The organism is Nocardioides sp. NPDC101246 (assembly GCF_044767415.1).
GTDB lineage: Bacteria > Actinomycetota > Actinomycetes > Propionibacteriales > Nocardioidaceae > Nocardioides.
The window spans coordinates 24190-47346 of record NZ_JBIWNX010000015.1 but is presented as its reverse complement, the minus strand read 5'-3'; the positions used below and the strand labels follow the sequence as shown (position 1 = coordinate 47346).

Here is a 23157-nt window from a genome sequence, read left to right as displayed (position 1 = left end):
GGGCCGGGCGGCGGTTCGCCCCGCCCCCCCCCCCCCCCCCATCCCCCCCCCCCCCCCCCCCCCCCCCCCCCCCCCCCCCCCCCCCCCCCACGACGCTGTCGGATCAGGACAGTCGCGTTCGTTGTACATGTAGGAGGCGGTCGCAAACCGGAGACTGCCTGGAAGGTAGGAGACGAAACGAATGCCCGAGTACATGATCGCGTTCAACGACGAGTGGGTGGCCGAGCACACGACGGACCAGCTGCGCGAGAAGAGCATCGCCTCGAAGGCCGTGCTCGACGAGATGAAGGCCGCCGGGGTCTTCGTCTACGCCAACGGCGGGATCGACGCCTCGACCGCTCTCTTCAGCGTCGAGGCCGACAACGGCGCGGCCGTCTTCACCGACGGTCCCTTCGTCGAGACCAAGGAGCACATCGGTGGCTTCACGGTCATCGACGTCGCCGATGACGAGGCGGCGCGCTACTGGGCCGGCAAGGTGGCGGTCTGTCTCGACTGGCCGCAGGAGGTCCACCGCTTCCCCAACGAGTATTCCTGGGACGACTGAGCCTCGACCTGAAACGCTTCGCCGGATCTCGGCGGCGAAGCGTTTCAGGTCGTGGCAGGCTTGCTGCATGAGGCCACACACGAGTTCGTCAGCGCCGCTCGCCCTGCCCGAGACCGACGCCGCGGAGACCTGGGTCAAGGAGCGTACGTCCACGACGCTGACCCATGTGCGGGAGCTGGCCGAGCAGCTGCGGACCGCGCCGCCGAGCGAGGCGATCGAGGTGCTGAAGGCCTGGGACGAGCTCTCCCTCGAGCTCGGCTCGCTCGGTGGCCTGGCCGGGCTGCTCGCCAATGTCCACCCCGTCGAGGCGGTCCGCACGGCGTGCGAGGACACCGAGGTCGAGGTCGACCGGCTGCGCACCGAGCTCACCCAGAATCAGGCCCTCTACCGCGTCTTCGCCGACCTCCCCGCGGAGCAGACCGAGGCGCTCGACCCGCTGGCCGAGCGGCTCCTGGCGAAGACGCTGCAGGACTTCACCCGTGCCGGTGTCGACCGTGACGACGCCACCCGGTCCCGGCTCACCAAGATCAACGAACGGCTCACCGAGCTCAACCTCGAGTTCTCCCGGGTGGCCCGGGACGACGTACGCATCACCCTGGCCACACCCGAACAGCTGGACGGGATGCCGGCCGACTGGCTGGAGGCGCACCCGGTCAACGACAAGGGTCTCGTGGAGATCACCACCGACTACCCCGACGCGCTTCCCGCTCGGATGTTCGTGAAGGATCCCGCGATCCGTCGCGCCGTCACCGTGGCCGGGCTCGAGCGCGGCTGGCCGCACAACGAAGCGGTCCTGAAGGAGATGTTCGCGCTGCGTCACGAGCTGGCCAACCTGGTCGGCTACGAGGACTGGCCGGCCTTCGACGCCGCGGTGAAGATGATCGGCGAGGGACCGGCGATCCCGGAGTTCATCGACAAGATCGCCGGCGCCGCCGAGGGGCGGATGAAGCGTGACCTCGAGGTGCTCCTCGACCGCTACGACCGCGACACTGCACCCATTTCCGGGGGCGGCGCCAGTGCGGTCTCCTCCGCCGACGCGCTCTACTACGAGGAGCTGGTGCGGCAGGAGAAGTACGACGTCGACAGCCAGGTGGTGCGTACGTACTTCGACTTCGCGAAGGTGCACCAGGGGCTGCTCGACGTCACCGGCCGCCTCTTCGGGCTGCGCTACGAGCCGGTCTCCGACGTCGTCACCTGGCACGAGGACGTGAGCGTCTTCGACGTCTATCGGCAGGACGGCGACGAGCCCCTCGGCCGGATCTTTCTCGATCTGCACCCCCGCGAGGGCAAGTACAAGCACGCCGCGCAGTTCGACCTGGCCCCCGGCGTGAAGGGCCGGCAGCTCCCCGAGGGCGTACTGGTCTGCAACTTCTCCCGCGGACTGATGGAGCACGACCATGTGGTGACCCTCTTCCACGAGTTCGGCCACCTGATCCACCACGTGCTCGGCGGGCAGGGTGAGTGGGCGCGCTTCTCCGGGGTCGCGACGGAATGGGACTTCGTCGAGGCGCCGAGCCAGATGCTCGAGGAGTGGGCGTGGGACGCCGACGTACTCCAGACCTTCGCCACCAACGCGGCCGGCGAGCCGATCCCGGCCGACCTGGTCGCCCGGATGCGTGCCGCGGACGACTTCGGCAAGGGCTACCACGCACGGCAGCAGATGTTCTACGCCGCGATCTCCTACTGGTTCCACAAGGAGCAGCCCGACGACCTGACCAAGCGGCTCGAGGAGCTCCAGGCCGCCTACTCTCCCTACCCCTACCTCGCGGGCACCCACTTCTTCGCCAGCTTCGGCCACCTGGGCGGCTACTCGTCGGCCTACTACACCTACATGTGGTCGCTGGTCATCGCGAAGGACCTGTTCAGCGCCTTCGACCGCGACAATCTGTTCGACCCCGAGGTGGCGGGCCGCTACCGCGATCTCGTGCTCGCCCGCGGTGGTGAGAAGGACGCCGCCGACCTGGTCGCCGACTTCCTCGGCAGGCCCTACTCCTTCGACGCGTATGCGGCCTGGTTGGTCTCCTGAGGCAAGCATCGACCCCGGACGGCAGCGGTCGCCATACCCGCTAGGGTACGTCCGCTGAACGTTCGTCAGCGTCGCCCGGCACGCCTCGTGCCTTCCCCCAGGCAGGTTCTCCAGATGTATCCCCGTGCGGGTCGCTCGACCCGTCTTCTCGCACTCGCCGTCCTCGGATTTCTCGGTGCCACCCTGCTCACCGCGGCTCCGGCAGCTGCCAACACCGCGCCCCGGATCACCAAGGCCACGATCTCCACGTGGCTGCCGGTGAAGACCGAAGGGATCATCCAGTGGACCCCCGCGTTCTCGTACGCAGCGCGTGACGACCAGGGCGTCACCGGGTTCCAGGTGCAGCGGAAGAGCGCACCGTGGAGCACCTCCCCGACGCGCCGAGCCAAGATGAGCGCGGCCGGCTATGTGTGGCGGGCGGACGGCTCCAGCACGTGGCTCTACCCGTCCCGGACCTCGGTTCGAGGTCGCCTGGACCCCGGTGCCGTCGACTGCTTCCGCGTTCGGGCCAAAGACGCGGCGGGGTTGACCTCGGCGTGGACGGGCTGGCGCTGCGCGCACGCGCCGATGCGGGCCGCCGAGACCTGGTCATGGTGCTGCCAGCCCAACCTGATCTCCGGCCTGCACCTCGACGGGTCCGCCGACAGCCCCGCCGTCGCCTACGTGTCGACGCGGTTCGGCACGCAGCGGAGCAACGGGGCGTACTGCGCCAAGGGGGTCCGCGTCCGTGTGTTCAAAGGCCCCGGTCAGGGCAGGATGAACGTCTTTCTGGGCAGCTCGAAGGTCGGCACCGTGAGCGCCTGGTCGCGCACCAGCGGGTGGAAGTGGGTCACGGTACGGCGCTCCACCGATGCCTGCGGACGGGTGCGTCTGGTTCCGCTGACGAGGGCTCCGGTGCAGATGACCCGGAACTACATGCTCTACTGACGCGGGGCGCTGACAGGTGCTTATAACACCCGTTTGACGCGTACGAACACGAAATCCTTGTCTTGTAAAGGAATCGCTTATTTGCGTCCTATGGAGCGCCAAACTTGCGTCGTGGCTCCATCTGGACGAACGTCTCTGGAAGCAGAGGTGCCTGTTGCGCGCATCACTCGGGCTGCTCGTCGATCCCAGGCACCTTCTCAGAACCCTATTGAGGGGAGAGACAAATGGATGCCGTGAAGGACATCGACTGGGTGGGTCTCGGTGGCAAGGTGCTCGCCGCGATCGTCATCCTGGTGGTCACATGGATCATCGCGAAGATCGTCGCTTGGGCGTTCGCGAAGCTGACCTCGAAGATCCCGGTGCTCCAGAAGGCTGGAAATGACGGGGACACCATCGGCAAGAGCCTCGGTTCCGTGGCCGCGCTGCTGGTGTGGCTCTTCGGTCTGATCGCGCTGCTGGACCTGTTCGGGCTCAGCTCGGTGCTGACCCCGATCCAGGGTCTGCTCGACGGTGTGCTGGGCTTCCTGCCCAACCTCATCGGCGCGGTCTTCGTCTTCATCGTCGGCGCGCTCGTCGCCAAGGTCGTTCGCCAGCTCGTCGAGACCGCGCTCGGTGCGGTCCCGTTCGACAAGTGGCTCGGCAGCGGTAGCAAGCTCTCCGGCCAGGTCGACGCGACGGTGGGTGTGGACGCCACCGACTCGTACGATGCACCGGCTGCTCCCTCGGGCGCTGCCGCGCAGATCGTCAAGGTCATCGGTCTCGTTCTCTACGCGATCATCATGATCGTCGTGGCCATCGCCGCTCTGCAGATTCTCGGGATCAGCTCGATCTCGCGGCCTGCCGAGCTCATGCTCGCCATGATCCTGGCTGCGATCCCGAAGCTCATCGCCGCCGCGATCCTGCTCGGCATCGGTGTGGTCATCGCCCGCTTCGCCGCCGACGTCCTCGGTCAGCTCATCGACGGGCTCGGCTTCGACAACGCGCTCCACTCGATGGACGTGCTGCCGCAGGGCCAGAGCGCGACCCCGGCGATCACCAAGGTGATCCAGATCGGCATCGTGCTCTTCTTCGCCGTGATGGCGGCGCAGATGCTGGAGTTCCCGCAGATCACCGCGTTCATCGCCGAGGTGCTCGCGCTGGGTGGCCGGGTCATCTTCGGCGGCGCGATCATCGCTGCCGGTGTCGTGATCGCCTCGGTGCTCGCGAAGATCGTGCCCGGATCGGCGTCGCAGATCCTGAAGTACGCCACGATCGTGCTCTTCGTCGCGATCGGGCTGAGCTTCATGGGGCTTGCCGACTCGATCATCAACCTCGGCTTCGGTGCCGTGGTCGTCGGTGGTGCCGCTGCTGCGGCGCTCGCCTTCGGTCTCGGTGGTCGAGAGGCTGCCGCCCGCCAGCTGGAGCGGCTCCAGGCCGAGGGTGGTGGCACGCGCCCGGCTGCCGCGCCGACCGCTCAGAACTCGACGCCGCCGCAGACGCCTGGCGTCTGATCGCACTCACGACCCTCAGGGTCTGACTCAGGGAGCCCCCGACTGCGCCGAAGGTGCGGGCCGGGGGCTCCCTCCTATTTGGCTTGAACCACTCGAATCCTCGGCGTAAGATCACGATATATCGCGAAGGAACGCGATCTAGTCTTCCGAGAGTAAGTGAGAAACCTGATGAGTAACAACAACCCTTGGGGTGAGTGGATCGACCAGATGGGTCGAGAGTTTGGCAAGGGCGGCCCGCGCCGCTCCCATGGCTGGCAGGGTGGTCCCGGTTGGGGCGGACCCGGATGGGGTGGCCCCGGCGGCCCCGGTTGGCAGGGCGGCCACCACGGTCGCGGTCGTGGGCCGGCAGGCCCGCCGCCGTGGATCGCGGCGCTGCTCGGCTTCGAGAACCAGCCCCCGCAGCGGCCCGGGCCCCGTGTCCGTCGTGGTGACGTACGCTCCGCGATCATCTACGTGATGGCCGAAGCGGCCGAACAGGGCCAGGTGATCAACGGCTACCAGGTGATCCAGCAGATCTCCGAGCGCAGCTCGGGTGAGTGGCGGCCGAGCCCCGGCTCGGTCTACCCGACCATCCAGCAGCTCGAGGACGAGGGCCTCGTGGAGTCCGACGACGAGCACGGCCGCCGGGCGATCCGGCTGACCGAGTCCGGCAAGACGTACGCCACCGAGCACGCCGACGAGCTGGCGGCCGTCTGGAAGCCGTTCGACAAGGCTGTCGACAACGCCCGCTCCGGCGGCCGTGGTGGCCGCGGCGGACAGGGCGTGGGCGACCTCGCCGGGTTCGGCATCCTCGGCGGCGAGCTCGCCCAGGTGCTCCCGGCGGTGTGGCAGCTCGCCACCTCCGGCACCGACGCCCAGCGCCAGGCGGCCGCCGACGTCCTCGCCGACACCCGCCGCAAGCTCTACGGCATCCTCGCCGCAGGCGACGACGAGACCGTTCCCGGTGAGGGCGCGGTCACCGCCGAGCAGATCGACGAGGTCGAGGAGTCGGACGACGGCGAGCCCGGCCCCGAGCCGAAGGCCTGATGTCCCCAACGGTAGGTGCCCCACGCCGGCGAGCGTGGGGCGCCTTCTCATTTCGGGTGAGCTAGAGCGCTTCGAGGTGGTCGACCATGTGACGGTGACCGACGGCCTCGTAGCCGACGATCGTGACCACCGGCGCCAGCGCCACGACCACGAGGCACCAGGCCACCGGCACGCCCGCGGCCGCCATCACGACGCTCGCGACGAGCACGGCGGCGGTGAGGGCGACCAGGAGGATGTGGAACGGGTCGAGCACGTGCATGAACAGGTTGTAGAGGAGATAGAGGACCAAGGCGTACGCCCCGACGGGCAGCGCGACGGAGAGGACCGTGCCGACCTCGCCGAGCTCGGACTTGTCCTCGAGCAGGTAGGCGGCGACGTGCAGGCCCCCTCCGGTCGCCGCGATCGCGGCGAAGATCAGGATGTGGCCGTAGCCCCACAGGAACGAGCGGTCGCGGTGCCGCTCGAGCATGATGGCCCAGGGGATCGTGAAGTAGGTCCACCACTGACCGAAGGTCAGGCCGATTCCGGCGGTGATGAGCAGGATCGCGTTGAGGCTCCAGCCCTGCTCCTGGACGAATGCCGACATCACCGCGACGGTGCCGATCACGCCCTCGCCGAGGGTGATGATCGTCAGCAGACCGTAGCGCTCGGCGATGTGGCTGGCGTGCCAGGGAGTGCCTCCGAAGCGACGCTCGGCGATGAACGGGCCGACCAGCTCGATCACCAGGGGCACCGTCATCGCCACGAACGCGACCGTCACGCTCAGCGGCAGGAAGGCGATGACGCACCAGAGCACCTGCGCGGTGAGGATGGTGATCAGGTAGACCCGGTGGGCGCCGCGACGGGCCGGATCCTGGCGCCAGGCGCGCATCCACTGCCCGCAGAGCGCGACCCGCATCACGACGTACCCGGCGATCATGACCTCGTTGTGGAGTTGGTCGCCCTCGTGGACGCTCGCGAACATCTCCGGCAGGCCGAGGGCCATGATGATCACGCCGACCATCTGCACCATCGTGAGCAGCCGGAACGCCCAGTCGTCGGTGTCGTAGGCCGAGGCCATCCATGAGTAGTTGATCCACGCCCAGCAGATCGCGAACGAGGCGAAGCAGAAGGCCACGATTCCCGCCAGGACGTGGCCCTCCGCGAGCTGATGGGCCAGCTCGTTGCCGCTCACGCCGAAGGCCACGACGAAGGTGAGGTCGAAGAGCAGCTCCAACGGAGTGGCGGCCCGGTGCTCCTCGTGCGGGTCGCGTCCGGTCATCTGGCGCAGGCGGCTGGTTGCAGTCACCTGGTGAGGATAGGTCCTCGGCGCGTACGTTTCTTGGCATGAGTGAGGTCTTGATCAAGGTGCGCGGGTCGCACAGCGTCGAGGTGCCGCCCGAGCGGGGAGTGGTGACCGCAGAGGTGCGGTTCGACGGGCCCGCTCCGGAGCCGGTCATGGAGCGGCTGCAGCGGAGCCTGCACGGAGTGCGCGCGGAGCTCGAGCGGCTCGAGCAGGAGGGCGCGATCGAGCGGTTCGTCGTGCAGCGCGTACGCACCTCCGCCGAGCGGCCCTGGCACCAGGAGGGCAAGCGGCTGCCGCTGGTTCATCGGGCATCGGTCGGTCTCCAGGCTGAATTCCTCGACTTCCCGGCGCTGGCGACCTGGGTCGGCCGCACCGCCGGCGACGGCGGCCTCACGATCCACCAGGTGTCGTGGCAGCTCACCAAGGTCAGCCGCCTGAAGGTCGAGCGTGAGGTACGTCAGGAGGCGGTGCGCCAGGCCAAGGTGCGCGCGCAGGACTACGCCGATGCGCTCGACCTCGGCCCGGTCGTCGTCCGGAGCATCAACGACGTCGGCGTCAGTCACGAGGTGGCGTACGCGTCGGCGCCGATGGCGCTGTCGAAGCAGGCCGCCAAGACGTGGGGCGCGGACGAGGCCGCACCCGACCTGGCCTTCGACCCCGACGACATCACGGTCTACGCCGAGGTGGAGGCCGCCTTCACGGTCGCGGCTCCCTGACACCCGACCGAGTGCTACGTCGCGGCGCCGAGCTGGGCGTCGAGGCGCTCGGGGGAGAGCAGGTGGTTGATGACCACCGCGGCACAGCCGACCATGCCGGTGGAGTCGGCGTGGGTGGAGGGGACGAAGGTCAGGTCGCGGGTGGCCAGGGCGGTCGAGCGGGAGTAGACGGTCTCGCGTACGCCCGCGGTGTAGAGGTCGAAGGCGCCGGCCATGTCGCCGCCGATGACGACGACCTCGGGGTTGAGCAGGTTGATCGCGATCGCCAGCACCTCGCCGAGCTGGCGGCCGGCCTCGCGCAGCAGGCCGCGGGCGATGGCGTCGCCGGCGAGCGCGGCGGCGACCAGGTCGCGGATGTGTCCGGCGGAGACGCCGGAGTCGACCAGGCCCTGGGTGAGTGCCCAGCCGGCGGCGACCGTCTCCAGGCATCCGGTGGCTCCGCACCGGCACGGGCGCTCACCGGCGGACTCGACCCGGGTGTGGCCGATCTCGCCGACGGCGCCGGCGTGGCCGCGCAGCACCTGGCCGTCCGCGATGACCGCCAGCCCGAGGCCGGTCGACGCCTTCACGACGAGGGCGTCCTTCGGGTGCAGTCCGCTGCCGAAGAGCTCGGCGGTGGCCAGTGCGTCGGTGTCGTTGACGAGCACGAGCGGCCCGTCGGTGAGCCGGTCGAAGTAGGGGTCGAGGGCGACGCCGTCCCAGCCGCGCATCACCGGTGAGTCGACGGAGACCAGGCGGACCGGGTCGACGACGCCCGGCAGGCTCATCCCCACGCCGAGCACCGGCGGCTCGATGCCCTCCAGGAGCCGCTCGAGCCGGTCGGTCACCTCGGGCATGAGGTCGTCGGCGGCGATGCCTACCTCGTGGTCACGGGTGTCGCCGGCGAGCTCGCGGCCATCGAGGTCGAAGACGGCGAGCTGGCTGCGGGAGCGTCCGATGGCCACGGCCAGGACGACCCCGGCGTCGGCGTTGAAGCTCAGCGAGCCCGGCGGCCGGCCGCCGGTGGAGGCGAGCTCCTCCCCGGTGAGGATCAGCCCGGCGTCGACGAGCGCCGAGACCCGGGAGACCACAGCCGTACGCGACAGGCCGGTCGTCTTCTGCAGATCGCTGCGGGTCAGGGCGCGCCCGGAGCGCACCAGAGCGAGGACGTCGGCGGCGGTTGTCATCTCGGGCATGGGGGTCAGCCTACCCCTCTTATGTCTTCCAAGTACCAAAGATTTACTTGTATCGATCCAAAGATCGTGTCAAGGTGTGCCAAAGCACACTGTCTTTTGGAGGACCCGTGACCGCCGTTTCCCCCACCGTCGCTGACGTCACCGCCCGTCTCATCGAGCGGTCCGCGGCCACGCGGGCCGACTACCTGGCCCGCATCGCGTCCGCCCGTGCGACCGGGCCCGCCCGAGGCCGGCTCGCGTGCAGCAACCTGGCCCACGGCTTCGCGGCATCCACCGCCCCGACGAAGGCCGAGCTCAAGGTCATCAACCCCGGCGCGAAGCCCAACGTCGCGATCGTGACCTCCTACAACGACATGCTCTCCGCGCATGCGCCCTACGAGACCTACCCGCCGCTCCTCAAGGCCGCGGTCATGAGGGCCGGCGGGCTGGCGCAGGTCGCCGGCGGCGTACCCGCGATGTGCGACGGCATCACCCAGGGCCGCGACGGCATGCAGGTCTCCCTCTTCTCCCGCGACGTGATCGCGATGTCGGCCGGGATCGCCCTCTCGCACGACATGTTCGACGCCGCGCTGATGCTCGGTGTGTGCGACAAGATCGTGCCCGGCCTCCTGATCGGGGCTCTCTCGTTCGGGCACCTGCCGACCGTCTTCGTGCCGGCCGGCCCGATGTCCTCGGGGCTCCCCAACAAGGAGAAGGCCCGCGTCCGACAGCGGTACGCAGCGGGCGAGGCCACCCGCGAGGAGCTGCTCGAGGCCGAGGCCGCCAGCTACCACTCGCGCGGCACCTGCACCTTCTACGGCACCGCCAACTCCAACCAGCTGCTGATGGAGGTGCTCGGGCTGCACCTGCCGGGCTCCTCGTTCGCGTCGCCAGACACCCTGCTGCGCGCCGCGCTCAACCGCGCCGCCGCCGCCCGGGCGACCGAGCTCGCCCTCGAAGGCGGACCGGGAATCGGCGAGCTGGTCGACGAGAAGGCGATCATCAACGCCTGCGTCGCGCTGCTGGCCTCGGGCGGCTCGACCAACCACACCCTCCACCTGGTCGCGATCGCTCGCGCCGCCGGGATCCAGCTGACCTGGGCCGACATCTCCGACCTGTCGCCGGTCGTCCCGCTGCTCACCCGGATGTACCCCAACGGCTCCGCCGACGTGAACCACTTCCACGCTGCCGGCGGCGTCAGCTTCCTGATCCGTACGCTGCTCGAGGCCGGGCTGCTCCACGAGGACGTCACCACGATCCTCGGCCCGGGGCTCTCGGCCTACACCCAGGAGTCGCGGCTCACCCGCGACGGCGAGATCGAGCTGGTCGAGGGCGCCCCGGTCTCCGGCGACCTCGACGTGCTGCGCCCGGCCTCGGATCCCTTCTCGCCCGACGGCGGTCTGCGGGTGCTGACCGGCGAGCTCGGCACCGCGGTCATCAAGACCTCGGCGGTCGCGCCCGAGCACCAGCTGGTCTCCGCGCCGGCGATCGTCTTCGACGACCAGGCCGACTTCCTCACCGCCTTCTCCGAGAAGCGCCTCGACGGTCGCGACTTCGTCGCGGTGCTCCGCTACCAGGGCCCCGCGGCCAACGGGATGCCCGAGCTGCACAAGCTCACCCCGGCGCTCGGCGTGATGCAGGACCGCGGCCAGCACGTCGCCATCGTCACCGACGGCCGGATGTCCGGCGCGTCGGGCAAGGTGCCCGCGGCCATCCACCTCACCCCCGAGGCGGCGCTCGGCGGACCGCTCGCTCGCGTGCAGGACGGCGACCTGATCACGGTCGACGCCGTCGCCGGCACGCTGACGATCGGGGTCGACGCCGACGAGTTCGCGCACCGTCCCACCACCGGCCGGGCGCCGCTCGACGCCGAGTGGCGCGGCACCGGCCGTGAGCTCTTCGGTGCCTTCCGTGCCACGGTCGGCTCCGCCGACACCGGCGCCTCCGTGTTCCAGTTCCCCGCATCGTCCCAGGAGACCCCCGTCCATGTCTGACCTGAAGTCCACCGACCTGCTCGACCTCTCCCCGGTGATCCCCGTCGTCGTGGTCGAGGATGTCGCCCACGCGGTGCCCGTGGCCCGCGCCCTCGCCGAGGGTGGCGTGCCCGTGGTCGAGCTGACGTTGCGTACGCCGGTCGCGCTCGACGCCATCCGGGCCATCGCCGAGGAGGTGCCGGAGGTCCTGATCGGCGCCGGCACCGTGACCACCCCCGTGCTCGCCAAGGAGGCCGCCGCGGCCGGCGCCCAGTTCTTGGTCTCGCCGGGTGCGACCCCGACGCTGCTCGGCGCGATGCGCGACACCGGCCTGCCGTTCCTGCCCGGCACCGCCACCGTCTCCGAGGCCCTCGCGGTGCTCGAGACCGGCCACACCGCGATGAAGTTCTTCCCGGCCGAGGCCTCCGGTGGCGCCAAGTACCTGGGCTCGCTGCCGTCCGTCCTCCCCGACGCGCGCTTCTGCCCCACCGGCGGCATCTCGCTCGCCACCGCTCCGAGCTACCTCAGCCTCGCCAACGTCGGCTGCGTCGGCGGCTCCTGGCTCACCCCCGCCGACGCGCTCGCGTCCGGCGACTGGGACCGCGTCACCGCGCTCGCCGCCGCCACCGCCGCCCTCCGCTGACCCGTCCAACGCCGAGTCGGCTCGTCCTGACCTCATTTCCCGCCGAGTCGGCTCGTCATGACGAGCCGACTCGGCGTGGTTTTCGGTGAGAACGCGCCGGGTCGGCGGTCAGCGGTAGAGGAGGTACTGGCGGCGGGTCCGGTCGAAGGCGGCCAGCTCGTCTCGCCAGGCCGCCTCGACCTCGTCGCCGGTGGCGCCGGCGTCGATCTGCGTACGCAGCCTGGTCGATCCGGTGAGCTTGTCGATCCAGAACGGCCTGGCGGTGTCCCAGGAGTCCTGGCGCCAGGCGAACTCGGGATAGAGAGCCTTGGCCCTGACCAGCATCTCGACGCCGGTGCGGACCGGGTCGAAGCGGTCGCGGTCCTGGATCGTGACCTGCACCCCGCCGCAGACCTGGCCGGCGAACTTGTTGACCGAGGGATTGAAGTACGCCTCCCGGAACGTCACGCCCGGAAGCCCGGCCTCCTCCAGCGCCGCGGCCCAGCGGTGGTCGACGAAGGGCGCCCCGATCAGCTCGAACGGCTTGGTGGTGCCACGCCCCTCGGAGAGGTTGGTGCCCTCGAACATGCAGGTGCCGGGGTAGGCCAGCGCGGTGTCGGCGGTGGGCATGTTGGGGCTCGGCAGGATGAAGTCGAGCCCGGTGTCGGCGTACACCGTCTTCCTCCGCCAGCCGGAGACCTGGACGATGTCGAGCTGCGCCAGCCGCCCGCCGGCGTGCTCCTCGAGGAACTCCCCGTCGAAGAACCGAGCCAGCTCACCGACCGACATCCCGTGCTGCTGGACGATCTCGCGGGCGCCGACGCCCGAGGTGTACGCCGCGGTCATCATCGGTCCGCGGGCGGTGCCGCCCACGGGGTTGGGGCGGTCGAGGACCACGAAGCGCTTGCCGGTCGCGACGGCGGCCTGCATCGCCGTCCACATCGTCCAGATGTAGGTGTAGAACCTGGAGCCGACGTCCTGGATGTCGAAGACGACGGTCTCGACGTCGGCGGTCGTGAACAGCTCGGTCATCTTCGCCACATTGGCGCCGTAGGCGTCGTAGACGGTCAGCCCGGTGCGCTCGTCGACGAAGGTGCCCTCCGAGCCGCCCGCCTGAGCCGTGCCGCGGAAGCCGTGCTCGGGACCGAAGACACCGGCGATCTCGACCGCCCCCGACTCGTGCATCTCGTCGACGATGTTGCGGAGGTTGCGGAGCACTCCGGTGGGGTTGGTGATGATGCCGACCCGATCGCCCGACAGCACCGACCAGCCGTCGGCCGCAGCCCTTTCGGCGCCGGTCCGGACGGCCTGGCCTCGCCCGAGCGGCTCGACGGCAGCGCTCGCCGCGCCGGACGAACCGGTGAGAAGCGGTGCCGCTGCGGCGCCGGCCGCGGCAGCGCCGAGCAGTCGTCGGCGGTCGATCCTGGGTACTTCAGTGCTCATGGGGCGCTCCTGTGCCGAGGGGGAGGATCACCTTGCAGGCTAGCCCTGACGGCGCCGTTCGGCAGGTGATTTCCCAGCGGCAGCCTCGCTAGCCGCCGTTCGACTGCCGGATGCCCTTGGCCAGCGCGTCGAAGCTGTAGACGAAGCCGCCGGCGTCGCCGGAGACGGTGACGTACGCCTGCTTGGTCCCGGGCCGGATCGCGACGTTGGTCGCCGAGGTGAGTCCGGCCCGGTCAGCGACAGGAACGCGGACCGTCGCGAGCGGCCGGCCGTGCCGGGAGAAGACGCGAATGACCGGCTCGCCGTGGGTCGCCTGGTAGATGTTGCCGGCCGCGTCGACGGCGTTGGAGTCGGTCTCGGTCCCCGCGGCGCCGTCGACCTCGGCGACGGTCCGGGTCGCGACGACCGACGTGCGCGACCGGTCGAGGGCGAGGTGGCTGATCCGGTTCTCCCACAGCGTGCTCACGTAGAGCCCGCGGTAGCCGCGGTCGAAGGAGATCCCGTTGGGCGCGGCGAGCCCCGAGGCCAGCACGGTCGCGCTCGAGCCATCGGCGGTGATGCGCACGACCCGCCCCAGCGGCTCGCGAGCCGGGTCGAGGTAGCCGGTCAGATCGGTGACGTACATGTTGCCGAACGGGTCGAAGGTCAGGTCGTCGGGACTCATCGGGCTGCCCTCGACCGGTCCGGAGAAGACCGTGCGCGGATCGGTCCCGTCGGCGGCGACGCTGCGGATCGTGCCCTGGTAGTCGGTCAGGTAGAGCCGGCCGTCGACCGGACTCCACTGCGCCGAGGTGTAGCTTCCTGCCGAGTCGGTGAAGAACCCGGAGACCTCCCGCGACGCCGGGTCGAGCCGCAGCACCTTCGGGGCCGGCGAGGAGGCCACCACGTCGACGAAGTAGAGGTCGCCGTCGGCGCCGAACGTCGGGCCCTCGAGCAGCGTCATGTTCAGCCCGGGGTGCGGGCTGGTCGCCTTCACCACCTGCGAGGCGATGATCTCGCGTGGACGTTCCGGATGCGCCGAAGCCGAGCCGGGCGCGCCCGCGATCACCCCGCTCATCAGGAGGACGGCAGCGAGGGACGTACGTCGGTTCATCTCATTCTCCTTCGGATCGTCGACGTGGAAGTTAGCGCATGGATAGTGACCCTCTGGATCCGGATGACCGTTCGTCCCGGCAGATCGACCGTTCGTCGTCGTGTCGGTCGAATTGGGCTGGACACGAGGCTTGGATGTGACCAAGGTCACAGGTCGTCCAACCCCACTTCGACAGATCTCGGAGGTGACCCATGCCGTCCTCGTCCAAGGGCTCGTGGATCCTTGTCGGGATCCTCCTGTTCGCGGCAGCAGCGCCGTCACTCGCGGTGCCGCTGTACGCGAAGGAGGATCCGACGCTCGCCGGATTCCCGTTCTACTTCTGGTTCCAGCTCTTCCTCATCCCCTGCTCCGTCCTGTTCACGAGCATCGCGTACTTCGTCGCCAAGGCCGCGTTCCGGCGTGACCGTGCCGCCGCGGGTCGCCCGTGGAAGGAGGGTGGCCAGTGAGCGCGGTAGCTGTCTCCGTCTTCGCCTTCCTCTTCCTGCTGGTCACGATCCTCGGCTTCTCCGCCGCGCGCTGGCGCCGGGCGAAGTCCATGGACAACCTCGACGAGTGGGGTCTGGGCGGCCGCGGGTTCGGTACGTTCGTGGCCTGGTTCCTCATCGGAGGCGACCTCTACACGGCGTACACGTTCATCGCGGTCCCCGCGACGCTGTTCGCCGGCTCGGCGGTCGGGTTCTTCGCGGTGCCCTACACGATCCTCGTCTACCCGATCATCTTCGCGTTCCTGCCGAAGCTCTGGTCGGTCTCGCACAAGCACGGGTACGTCACCCCGGCCGACTTCGTCGTCGGCCGCTACGGGTCCAGGTCCCTGGGCCTGGCCGTCGCGGTCACCGGCCTGCTGGCCACCATGCCCTACATCGCGCTGCAGCTGGTGGGCATGGAGGTCGTGCTCGAGGTGATGGGCCTGCAGAGCGACTCCTCGAACTGGTTCATCCGTGACCTGCCGCTCTTCATCGCGTTCGCGGTGCTGGCCGCCTACACGTACTCCTCCGGGTTGCGGGCGCCGGCGCTGATCGCGTTCGTGAAGGACTCGCTGATCTACATCGTGATCATCGTGGCGATCATCTACATCCCCTCGCAGCTCGGCGGCTGGGGCAACATCTTCGAGACCGTGCAGAACAGCTTCGACACGTTCAACACCGAGAACGCGGACGCGATCGCCGCCGGCGACGCCGCCCCGAAGGCGCTGTTCCCGTCGCAGGCGGCCGGCCAGTGGGCCTACGCCTCCCTGGCTCTCGGCTCGGCGCTGGCGCTGTTCATGTATCCGCACTCGATCACCGGCGTCCTCTCCACCCGCAGCCGCAACGTGATCCGCCGCAACGCCTCGCTGCTGCCGGCGTACTCGTTCCTCCTGGGGCTCCTCGCACTGCTCGGGTTCGTCGCCCTCGCGGCCGGGGTGATGGTCGGCGACCCGCCGAACCCGCAGCTCGCGATCCCGCAGCTCTTCGAGGACCAGTTCCCGGCGTGGTTCGCCGGCGTCGCGTACGCGGCGGTCATCATCGGCGCGCTGGTGCCGGCGGCGATCATGTCGATCGCGGCCGCGAACCTGTGGACGCGCAACATCTACAAGGCCTACCTCAAGCCCGACGCGACCCCGCAGGAGGAGGCCAAGCAGGCCAAGATCGTGTCCCTGGTCGTGAAGTTCGGGGCGCTGATCTTCGTGCTGGCGCTCTCGAAGTCGTACGCCATCAACCTGCAGCTGCTCGGCGGCGTCTGGATCCTGCAGACACTGCCGGCGATCGTCGTCGGGCTCTACACCCGGTGGTTCCACCGGTGGGCGGTTCTGGCCGGCTGGGCGGTCGGGATGGCGTACGGGACGATCGTCGCGTACGGCGTCTCCTCGCCCACGCAGGAGCACTTCGGTGGACCGTTGGCGCCGTTCCCGGGCACGGAGACGCCGATCTACATCGCGCTCACCGCGTTCCTGCTGAACATCGTCGTGGTCGTCGTCCTGACCCCGGTTCTGAGGGCGCTCAACGTGCCGGACGGGGAGGACGCCACCGAGGCGTCGGACTACTCCGTCGACGCCGGCGACGAGGGCGTCGTCGAGGAGCTGAGCTCGACGACGGAGGTGCGCTGAGGGCTGCTGATCCTGCCTGCAAAGTCCCGCAAACACGTCTCAGTGACATGTTTGCGGGACTTTCTCCGTAATTCTCCGGGAACTGCAACATCGGCGCATCGACGTACGTAACAAGTACTGAAGGCTCTGATTCGGACCGAACTCGGGAGCGTCCATGGTGAGCAATGAGGCTGTGACGGCCTCGACGAGCAGTCGAGGCCGCGGTGTACGCCGCGCCGCGATGGCTCGTGGCGCCGGACGTGACGCGACGATCGAGCGTCGGAGCGAGCAACGGATCCATGCGGGCGATTGGACGCCGGGGGGCGTCGCCCTGCATGGATCTACCACCGGGCGTGAAGCTGGTCAGTCGACTCAGGCTGCCGATCCGTCCGGTCCGATGGGTGGGGCTATGAGCGTGACCAGGAACTCGCTCGCCCCGCTCGGCGGGACCCCGTCCGCGCCAGCCGCGATCCCCGTGCGCTCGGGCGCCGGGTGCGGGCGCCGACGGGGTCCCGCACTCCCGATACTGCGTAACTCGAGTAAGGAGAACACCATGAGCTCGAAGGTCCTCGGGGGACTTCGGAGGGTGGTGGGGGTTGCCCTCCTGGCAGGTGCCTTCGTGGTCGCCGGTGCCGGCCTCGCCAGCGCCGACTCGGAGCCGATCAAGGCTCCGCATCATGGGCCTGCGAGCCCGATGACCATCTCCGGAGCGATTGCCGGCAACGACGCAGCGCTGACGGTGACGACGGACGGGGCGTCCGTGGTGGCCAGCGGCCGTGCGCACCTCGAGTTCCCGGTCGACCAGGCCGACGGCGGTGTGGTCCACCACGACAGGGACACCGGATCGCCGCTCGGTCGCGGTGTCGGTCGCGGTGTCGGTCTCGACTCCGATCGGCTGGGTCTCTCCGGCGGAGCGACTGGTGACTCGTCGTCCGTGGATGTCGTCGGCACCGGTCGCATCGGGACGGAGAGGCGCTACTACATCCAGGACGGGTCCTGATCGGTCCCGGTTCGATGATGTCTTTTCCGTCGTTCTGAGACGGTTGTCAGCCGCTCATCGTCGTGAGACTCGACTATTACCCTCTTGGGTATGGACGCTCACGATGATGAGCGGTTTCAAAGTTCTATTGATGATCTCTGGACAAAGCTCTGTCGACATGCCAATAATCGAGTAACAGATGGGGTTCGGCGTTCAACCGATAGCTCGCTGAACCGGTCTGACTGTGGCGACAACTGTCGCATTCCGAGCACGGTCGAGACCCTGGCCCATATTCACGCGAACACGCCTTCACGAAGGCCGTTTACGTGGCTATGTGCCGCCTCCATCAGGTATCTGCAAGATCACCTCAAACAAGTTCGCACCAGATCGTAAAGAGTTTGATCCGGACTGAATCTCGGGGGACATGCATGTTAGGCAATGAGGCTGTAGTGGCCTCGACGAGTAGTCGAGGCCGGGGCGTACGCCGGGCCGCGATGGCTCGTTACGCCCGACGTGCGGTGGCGGTATCAGCGGTGTCGGCGGGGCTGGTCTTCGGCTTCTCGGCAACCGCGTGGGCAACGTCGGATGCGTCCGACTCCGTAGCCTCGGGTTCCGACGTCGTGGCGACCAACAGCCAGGACGACAAGCAGCAGATCCAGGTAGACGACACGAAGCCCGAGGGGGCGTCGGCTACCGGATCGACCACCGGACGTGACCTCGATCCGTCCGGTCTGATGGGTGAGGCGACGAGCGCGACCAGGACCGCGCTCACCTCGCTCGGCGGGACCCCGTCGGATTCTGCCGCGACCTCCGAGCGCATGGGCGCCGGGTCGCAGGCAGCGACGGGGTCCCGCACCCCCGCTTCCTCCGAGGAGACGGGGCCTTCGACTTCTGAAGCTCCCGAGCAGTCGTCCGAGCAGGCTGAGGTCGTCGCCGCTCCGACCGCCGAGGCTCCGGCCCCCGAGTCTTCAGCCCCTGGGGCTCCGGCCGCTGAGACAGCAGCCGAGCCCACCAGGACCCACCAGCAGCAGGACGTCCGGCCCGTCGGATCACACGCCGAGCCGACCGCGACCCTCGGGTCGCCCGAGGAAGCTCCGGTGCCGACCGTCGACACTGTCGTCACCGACACCACCGCCCCGGTCGCCCAGGTCGTGCGTACGCTGCCCACCACCGTCGGCGAGACCGTCGACACCACGGTCGCGGGGGTCGGCACGAGGCTCGCTCCTCTCGACCGGGCCACAGCCGGTGGGGTCACCGGGCTGCTGGCCGTGACCACGCCGGTCCTTGGCTCGGTCACGGGCGGGTTGACCCACGTCACCACCCCGGTCGCCGACACGGTCGACACCGCCGGCACCAGGGTCCAGACCGTGGTCACGTCGACGACCCGGGCCGTCGGGGCCGTGGGTCTCGAGACCGGGGAGGTGCTCTGTAGCGCCGCCGGCTCAGCGGCGTGCGTGCCCGGGGCAGGTGACTCGGGGGCCGCTCTGCCGGGCGCAGAGGACGGTGCCGCGACCCTTCCGGTGGACGGCGAGAACAACGCCGAGACCCCCGCGACAGGCGACGCGCTCCCGGTGCTCCTCGGTGGCCTCGCCTTCCCGATGCTGCCCCGTGGCTCGGACGTCCTCACCCTGAAGGACACCCTCCAGACCTCCGCCGAGGAGACCCCCGACGGGGCGTCCCACAACGGCGGACTCGACCAGTCGGTGCCCGGCGACGGGCCCCGCCCGATGGGACCCGAGGGCAACGGCCCCGGTCCGATCGTGGGCGGCGCGGCTCCGATCGCGAGCACCCTGGTCGACGTACGACTTCCCGACGCCCACCACGCAGCGGCAGTTCCCGCCGACGTGTGGCGCCTGCCGGGCTCCGTGACCTTCGAGCCCGGCCACTCTCCTGACTGAGTAGCGACGAACAGACCGACCGAGCAACACAGTCGATCAACGTCCAGCGGCCCATGCGCCGCACACTCAGTCAAAGGAGAAGGGAATGAACTCGAAGCTCCTCAGGGGGCTTCGGAGATCGGTAGGGGTGACCCTCCTGGCCGGCGGTTTCGTAGCCGCTGGTGCCGGAGTCGCCTTCGCCGACTCGCAGTCCCCTGAACAAGACAACGGCACGGCCACATCAGTGGCCGACACCGCCGGAGACGCCGTCTCCTCGGTGACCGCGCCGCTGTCGTCACTCGCGGGCGGAGGTGCTGCCCACGGCAGTGCCGACCAGCGTCCCGCGGGCCGGCCTCAGGCTCAGGCCGCCGACCACGAGGACAACGGCAACCCGTCCTCGCGCCCGGTGATCAAGTCCCAGCCGACCAGGTCTTCGTCCGACACGGACAGCAAGGCAGAGGTCAGCACCATGCGGACCGAGCAGCAGTACGAGGCATCCACGGTGTCTGCACAACACGAGGATCCGAAGCCGATCTCGGCCAGGGATCCGGAGCCGAAGCCGATCTCGGCGCCGGACGGACCGTCCTCGCAGATGCCTGAGCCCAAGAAGCCGAAGCCGATCAAGGCTCCGGACCGTGGGCTGCTGGGTCCGGTGACGATCTCGGGAGCAGCTGCCGGGAGCGACGCATCGGTGACCGTGACGACAGATGGTGCTTCAGGCGTGGCCAGTGGCCGCGCACATCTCGAACCTCCGGCTGACCCGGTCGCGGGCGACGTGGTTCATCACGACAGAGACACTCGCTCGCCTTTCGGTGGCGTACCGGGTGTCAACCTCGGAACGGATCACGCCGGCCTCGCCGGCGGCGCAACCAGCGACGGGTCGTCCATCGACCTCGTCGGCACCGGTCGCATCGGAGAAGAGAAGCGCTACTACATCCAGCCCGTACCAGGACCCGACGGATCGTCGAGCAACCCTGTGGACGCGTTCAACGCCCCGAGCCTTATCGGTGGCTCTGGCGCTGCATCGCTCCCGCAGACCCTGCTCAGCACCGTCGAGTCGGAAGACGCTCTGCCGGTTCCGGCAGGCGCCCCGCTAGAAGCCGTCCAGGCCCCGACCCAGATCGTCGACACTGTCGCAGACGCAGGAAGCCCTCTCGGTGGGCTGAACGCGCTGCCCCAGGGTGGCGCGCTGAACGGGCCCGCAACAGGAGTCGTAGGAACGGTGCTCGGCGCCGCAGGCAGTGCCCCGACCGGTGGAGGTCTGACCCCGTTGGGGTCGTCGCCGCTCGGGAATGTTCCTCTGGGCACCGCGCTCCCCTCAGGGGGTGACCCCGTGCAGGCACTGACGGGGGTCAGCCCGACCGGTCTCGTGTCCGCCCCCGGTGGAGGATTCCCCGGTGTCGGTACGCCCGGTCAGGCTGTCGGATCGCTGACGGGTGGAGGTTCGCCCGTCAATGCCGTACCGGCCCTTCTCGGGCCGACGCTCCCCACGGGGGCGATCAACCCGCAGACCTTGACCTCGCCGCTGGGTGCGGTCTCGGGTGCTACGGGTGGTCAGAGTCCGTTGTTCCTCCTGACCGGTCTGACCGGTGGGGGTCCGATGGCCCTGGTGAACAGCGTGACATCGAGCGGCCCGCTGTCCGGCGTATCTCCCCTCGGGGCGTTGTCCGGTGCGACGGGTGGCCAGAGCCCGCTGTACCTCCTGTCGTCGGTAGTTCCCGGCGGGGGTCCGATGGGTCTGGTCAGCTCGGTGATGTCGGGTGGCCTGTGGGCCGGCAGCTCGCCGCTCAGTGCGGCAGTCGGCGTGGTCCAGCCGCTCTTCGCCAGTACGCCGATCGGCGCGCTCCCTGTGGGGCAGGTCGGTGGCGATGCTGACGTCGACCCGGTGGGGAACGTGGTGGCCGTCCCGGCCGGCGCGGCCTCCTCCGCACAGTCGGCAGTCCAGGATCCAGCGAGCGTGCTGGCCGGGGCTCCGAAGGTCGGCATCAACCCGGTCGGACCCCGGTCCGTCGAGACGATGCTGGCCGACTCTCCGCTGGAGAATCTCTCCGGCGACTCGGGGGGCGCCGCGCCGCCTGAGGAGACCCAGCCCGCTGAGGCTTCTCCTGTCGACGGCAACACCGCCGGCACGGTTCCCAGCGAGCAGGTTCCGGCCGCTCCCGCGGCCCCGGCGAACGGCGGCGTACCCGCCAGCGGCTCCGGCCCTGGCAGCGTCAGCTGGTCGTCCGGCAACAACACCGTGAGCTCTCAGCAGACTCCGACGACGGCCCCGGCGAACCACGCCGGACACGCGCCGCACACCGTCGGTACGGCTGCGACGTCGGAGGCTGGTTCCTCTGACGACGGGGAGCCTGCGCAACCGGCGCAGCCCATCGCTGCTCCGGTGACTCCGGCGCCCAGCGCCGGCTACGACCCCTCTGTCGGGTCGCAGCAGACGTCGACCGCGGTGTCTGTCCAGCAGCAGAACCCCTGTGGTGAGTCCTCCGGCTCGCTGCTCTGGGTCCAGCAGACGGACTATGGCACCTGCGCCGGCGAGGGTGGTGCCACCGGCACCGCTTCTGGTCAGGGTGGCTATGACTCGAGTGTTGCTTCGCAGCAGACCTCGACAGCCGTCTCGACCGCCCAGCAGAACGGCTGTGGCTCCTCGATGGGCAGCCCCTTGTGGGTTGCCAGCCAGGACTACGGCACGTGCGCTGGTGAGTACAACGGCAACGGCAACGTTGCCGGCTCCAACACCGGTGGTTCGTACGCCGGTGGTTATGACAGTGCGGTCGGGTCGCAGCAGACCTCGACGGCCGTCAGCACTCAGCAGCAGAACGGCTGTGGTTCGAGCGCTGGTAGCCCCGTGTGGGTGACTTCGACCGACTTCGGTACGTGTGCTGGTGAGTTCAATGGTGGTGCCGCTGGCACCGCTCCTGCCGGTGGTAGCTACGCCGGTGGTTACGACAGTGCGGTTGGCTCGCAGCAGACCAGCACGGCTGTCTCTACTCAGCAGCAGAACAGCCAGGGCTCGTCGGCTGGTAGCCCCGTGTGGGTGACCTCGACCGACTTCGGTACTGGTGCTGGTGAGTACAACGGCAACGGCAACGTTGCCGGCGACAACGCCGGTGGTTCGTACGCCGGTGGTTATGACAGTGCGGTTGGGTCTCAGCAGACCTCGACGGCTGTCAGCACTCAGCAGCAGAACGGCTGTGGTTCGAGCGCTGGTTCCCCTGTGTGGGTGACCAGCACGGACTTCGGTACGTGTGCTGGTGAGTCCAATGGTGGTGCCGCTGGCACCGCTCCCGCTGGTGGTTCGCACACCGGTGGCTATGACAGTGCGGTTGGCTCGCAGCAGACCAGCACGGCTGTCTCCACCCAGCAGCAGAATGGTTGCGGTAGTTCGGCTGGTTCGCCCGTGTGGGTGACCAGCACCGACTTCGGCACCTGTGCTGGTGAGTACAACGGCAACGGCAACGTTGCAGGCAACAACGCCGGTGGTTCCTACGCCGGTGGTTATGACTCTGCGGTTGGGTCTCAGCAGACCTCGACCGCCGTGTCGACCCAGCAGCAGAACGGTTGCGGTAGCTCGGCTGGTAGCCCCGTATGGGTGACCAGCACCGACTTCGGTACGTGTGCTGGTGAGTTCAATGGTGGTGCCTCTGGCACTGCTCCTGCCGGTGGTTCGTACGCCGGTGGTTATGACTCTGCGGTTGGGTCTCAGCAGACCTCGACCGCCGTGTCGACTCAGCAGCAGAACGGCTGTGGCTCGAGCGCTGGTTCGCCTGTGTGGGTGACCAGCACGGACTTCGGTACGTGTGCTGGTGAGTTCAACGGCAACGGTTCTGCCGGTGCCGCTCCTGCTGGTGGTTCGTACGCCGGTGGTTATGACTCTGCGGTTGGGTCTCAGCAGACCTCGACCGCCGTGTCGACTCAGCAGCAGAACGGCTGTGGCTCGAGC

Annotated in this window: 18 protein-coding genes; 13 read left to right on the top strand and 5 right to left on the bottom strand. The window is 69.1% G+C overall.

Translation table 11 applies throughout. The features are described from left to right. Positions 1-181: 181 nt before the first annotated feature. The 5 genes from ACIRON_RS24395 (at position 182) to ACIRON_RS24375 (ending at position 6013) form a co-directional block, all read left to right on the top strand. Positions 182-544 carry a YciI family protein gene (locus ACIRON_RS24395; RefSeq protein ID WP_402996326.1) on the top strand — a complete coding sequence of 121 codons (363 nt, stop codon included), beginning with the start codon at positions 182-184 and terminating at the stop codon, positions 542-544. A gap of 67 nt (positions 545-611) precedes the next feature. After that, positions 612-2570 carry a M3 family metallopeptidase gene (locus ACIRON_RS24390; RefSeq protein ID WP_402996324.1) on the top strand — a complete coding sequence of 653 codons (1959 nt, stop codon included), beginning with the start codon at positions 612-614 and terminating at the stop codon, positions 2568-2570. Between the two features lie 114 nt (positions 2571-2684). Next, a complete protein-coding gene (locus ACIRON_RS24385) occupies positions 2685-3497 on the top strand; it encodes a hypothetical protein (protein ID WP_402996322.1) in 813 nt (270 codons plus the stop codon). Between the two features lie 224 nt (positions 3498-3721). Then, a complete protein-coding gene (locus ACIRON_RS24380) occupies positions 3722-4987 on the top strand; it encodes a mechanosensitive ion channel (protein ID WP_402996320.1) in 1266 nt (421 codons plus the stop codon). A gap of 207 nt (positions 4988-5194) precedes the next feature. Beyond that, entirely contained in the window at positions 5195-6013 is an 819-nt protein-coding gene (locus ACIRON_RS24375; protein ID WP_402996318.1) for a PadR family transcriptional regulator, read from the top strand. Between the two features lie 61 nt (positions 6014-6074). Here ACIRON_RS24375 and ACIRON_RS24370 read toward each other — a convergent pair whose 3' ends face one another. Further along, on the bottom strand, positions 6075-7301 hold the full coding sequence (locus ACIRON_RS24370) for a low temperature requirement protein A (protein ID WP_402996316.1): 1227 nt from the start codon (positions 7299-7301) through the stop codon (positions 6075-6077). A gap of 38 nt (positions 7302-7339) precedes the next feature. Between ACIRON_RS24370 and ACIRON_RS24365 the strand changes: the two genes are divergently transcribed. After that, entirely contained in the window at positions 7340-8014 is a 675-nt protein-coding gene (locus ACIRON_RS24365) for an SIMPL domain-containing protein (protein ID WP_402996314.1), read from the top strand. 14 nt (positions 8015-8028) lie between these two features. Here ACIRON_RS24365 and ACIRON_RS24360 read toward each other — a convergent pair whose 3' ends face one another. Beyond that, on the bottom strand, positions 8029-9189 hold the full coding sequence (locus ACIRON_RS24360) for an ROK family protein (protein WP_402996312.1): 1161 nt from the start codon (positions 9187-9189) through the stop codon (positions 8029-8031). A gap of 107 nt (positions 9190-9296) precedes the next feature. Between ACIRON_RS24360 and edd the strand changes: the two genes are divergently transcribed. Beyond that, positions 9297-11162: a phosphogluconate dehydratase gene (edd, locus tag ACIRON_RS24355; RefSeq protein WP_402996310.1), complete on the top strand. Its 1866-nt coding sequence runs from the start codon at positions 9297-9299 to the stop codon at positions 11160-11162. Continuing rightward, complete coding sequence (eda, locus tag ACIRON_RS24350) at positions 11155-11784, top strand: bifunctional 4-hydroxy-2-oxoglutarate aldolase/2-dehydro-3-deoxy-phosphogluconate aldolase (RefSeq protein ID WP_402996308.1); 630 nt, start codon at positions 11155-11157, stop codon at positions 11782-11784. Before edd ends, eda begins: the two co-directional genes overlap by 8 nt. Before the next feature lie 108 nt (positions 11785-11892). Here the strand turns inward: eda and ACIRON_RS24345 are convergent, their stop codons facing one another. Then, entirely contained in the window at positions 11893-13206 is a 1314-nt protein-coding gene (locus ACIRON_RS24345) for an exo-beta-N-acetylmuramidase NamZ domain-containing protein (protein WP_402996306.1), read from the bottom strand. Between the two features lie 88 nt (positions 13207-13294). Beyond that, the gene (locus tag ACIRON_RS24340) at positions 13295-14299 is read right to left on the bottom strand and encodes an SMP-30/gluconolactonase/LRE family protein (RefSeq protein WP_402996304.1); all 1005 of its coding nucleotides are present in this window, start codon (positions 14297-14299) and stop codon (positions 13295-13297) included. A gap of 191 nt (positions 14300-14490) precedes the next feature. Here ACIRON_RS24340 and ACIRON_RS24335 point away from each other — a divergent pair, with 191 nt between their 5' ends. The 4 genes from ACIRON_RS24335 (at position 14491) to ACIRON_RS24320 (ending at position 19238) form a co-directional block, all read left to right on the top strand. Beyond that, a complete protein-coding gene (locus tag ACIRON_RS24335; RefSeq protein ID WP_402996302.1) occupies positions 14491-14745 on the top strand; it encodes a DUF3311 domain-containing protein in 255 nt (84 codons plus the stop codon). After that, positions 14742-16382 (top strand): monocarboxylate uptake permease MctP, encoded by a 1641-nt coding sequence (gene mctP, locus ACIRON_RS24330; protein WP_402996300.1) that lies wholly within the window; start codon positions 14742-14744, stop codon positions 16380-16382. Before ACIRON_RS24335 ends, mctP begins: the two co-directional genes overlap by 4 nt. Positions 16383-16914: 532 nt before the next feature. Beyond that, a complete protein-coding gene (locus ACIRON_RS24325; RefSeq protein ID WP_402996298.1) occupies positions 16915-17361 on the top strand; it encodes a hypothetical protein in 447 nt (148 codons plus the stop codon). A 599-nt stretch (positions 17362-17960) separates the two neighbouring features. Next, positions 17961-19238 (top strand): hypothetical protein, encoded by a 1278-nt coding sequence (locus tag ACIRON_RS24320; protein ID WP_402996296.1) that lies wholly within the window; start codon positions 17961-17963, stop codon positions 19236-19238. A 339-nt stretch (positions 19239-19577) separates the two neighbouring features. Here the strand turns inward: ACIRON_RS24320 and ACIRON_RS24315 are convergent, their stop codons facing one another. Then, entirely contained in the window at positions 19578-19841 is a 264-nt protein-coding gene (locus ACIRON_RS24315) for a hypothetical protein (RefSeq protein WP_402996294.1), read from the bottom strand. Between the two features lie 1108 nt (positions 19842-20949). Between ACIRON_RS24315 and ACIRON_RS24310 the strand changes: the two genes are divergently transcribed. Further along, positions 20950-23157: hypothetical protein (locus tag ACIRON_RS24310; protein ID WP_402996292.1), on the top strand; the 2208-nt coding region annotated here is incomplete at its 3' end.

What these genes read in the sequence shown, in the direction of transcription:
- ACIRON_RS24395 (WP_402996326.1), top strand. Translation starts at nt 182, where the DNA reads ATGCCCGAGTACATGATCGCGTTCAACGACGAGTGGGTGGCCGAGCAC.
- ACIRON_RS24390 (WP_402996324.1), top strand. Translation starts at nt 612, where the DNA reads ATGAGGCCACACACGAGTTCGTCAGCGCCGCTCGCCCTGCCCGAGACC.
- ACIRON_RS24385 (WP_402996322.1), top strand. Translation starts at nt 2,685, where the DNA reads ATGTATCCCCGTGCGGGTCGCTCGACCCGTCTTCTCGCACTCGCCGTC.
- ACIRON_RS24380 (WP_402996320.1), top strand. Translation starts at nt 3,722, where the DNA reads ATGGATGCCGTGAAGGACATCGACTGGGTGGGTCTCGGTGGCAAGGTG.
- ACIRON_RS24375 (WP_402996318.1), top strand. Translation starts at nt 5,195, where the DNA reads ATGGGTCGAGAGTTTGGCAAGGGCGGCCCGCGCCGCTCCCATGGCTGG.
- ACIRON_RS24365 (WP_402996314.1), top strand. Translation starts at nt 7,340, where the DNA reads ATGAGTGAGGTCTTGATCAAGGTGCGCGGGTCGCACAGCGTCGAGGTG.
- ACIRON_RS24360 (WP_402996312.1), bottom strand. Translation starts at nt 9,189, where the DNA reads ATGCCCGAGATGACAACCGCCGCCGACGTCCTCGCTCTGGTGCGCTCC.
- eda (WP_402996308.1), top strand. Translation starts at nt 11,155, where the DNA reads ATGTCTGACCTGAAGTCCACCGACCTGCTCGACCTCTCCCCGGTGATC.
- ACIRON_RS24345 (WP_402996306.1), bottom strand. Translation starts at nt 13,206, where the DNA reads ATGAGCACTGAAGTACCCAGGATCGACCGCCGACGACTGCTCGGCGCT.
- ACIRON_RS24340 (WP_402996304.1), bottom strand. Translation starts at nt 14,299, where the DNA reads ATGAACCGACGTACGTCCCTCGCTGCCGTCCTCCTGATGAGCGGGGTG.
- ACIRON_RS24335 (WP_402996302.1), top strand. Translation starts at nt 14,491, where the DNA reads ATGCCGTCCTCGTCCAAGGGCTCGTGGATCCTTGTCGGGATCCTCCTG.
- ACIRON_RS24325 (WP_402996298.1), top strand. Translation starts at nt 16,915, where the DNA reads ATGAGCTCGAAGGTCCTCGGGGGACTTCGGAGGGTGGTGGGGGTTGCC.